The following is an 802-nucleotide window of genomic DNA, read 5'->3' as shown; positions in this document are numbered from 1 at the left end:
CCCGCTCCCACATTTGAAGGTATTCGCAATTCAAACTGTGGGAGCGGGCTTGCCCGCGAAGGCGGCCTGTCAGTCAACACAGATGCAGCAGACCCACCGGGTTCTGCCGGGGTGGTTGAAAATCAGCGAAATGTTGCCAGATGTTAAACCGCCAGATTGTCTGCATACGGTGCGTTAGCCTTGCTTTCCCACCGACAACAAGGACGCGTCATGCAACGTAAAGTGATTAATCCCACAACCGTATTCAACTCCCTTCAATACGGCTTCAGCCAGGCTATCGAAGTACCTGATGGGCGGCGCATCCTGCTTTCCGGTCAGGTGGGCGTGGATAGTGCGGAACGCACGGTCGGCCCGGGCATCGCTGAGCAGACGGCTACTGCCCTGGACAATATCGAAAAGGTCCTGGCCGAAGTCGGTGGCGATCTGTCCCATGTGGTCATGCTGCGCCTGTATATCGTTGAGTCTGTGCGGGATCAGCAGGAGCCGATTGCCCAGGCGTTGCGCGAGCGTTTCCCGCGCAACCCGCCGCCGTCGTCGTGGGTCATTGTCAGCGGGTTGTCGTTGCCGCAGTGGTTGATCGAGATCGAAGCGGAGGCAGTGGTGGGCGTTGGCTTGCCTGAGGTCGCGGTGGGTCAAACAAAATCTCTTTGACAGTTACACCGCCATCGCAGGCAAGCCAGCTCCCACATTTGAAGGTATTCGCAATTCAAACTGTGGGAGCGGGCTTGCTCGCGAATGCGGTGGATCAGCCAATACCTACTTCACTGACACACCGCTTTCGCGAGCAAGCCCGCTCCCACAT

General features: G+C 57.9%; 1 protein-coding gene. It reads left to right on the top strand.

Translation table 11 applies throughout. The features are described from left to right. Positions 1-210: 210 nt before the first annotated feature. Positions 211-651 (top strand): RidA family protein, encoded by a 441-nt coding sequence (locus NUV89_RS29725; RefSeq protein ID WP_257784125.1) that lies wholly within the window; start codon positions 211-213, stop codon positions 649-651. Positions 652-802 lie beyond the last annotated feature (151 nt).

It is taken from the genome of Pseudomonas sp. 18.1.10 (genome assembly GCF_024655625.1).
Lineage (GTDB): Bacteria > Pseudomonadota > Gammaproteobacteria > Pseudomonadales > Pseudomonadaceae > Aquipseudomonas.
This window is presented reverse-complemented; position numbering and strand designations above follow the sequence as displayed.

What these genes read in the sequence shown, in the direction of transcription:
- NUV89_RS29725 (WP_257784125.1), top strand. Translation starts at nt 211, where the DNA reads ATGCAACGTAAAGTGATTAATCCCACAACCGTATTCAACTCCCTTCAA.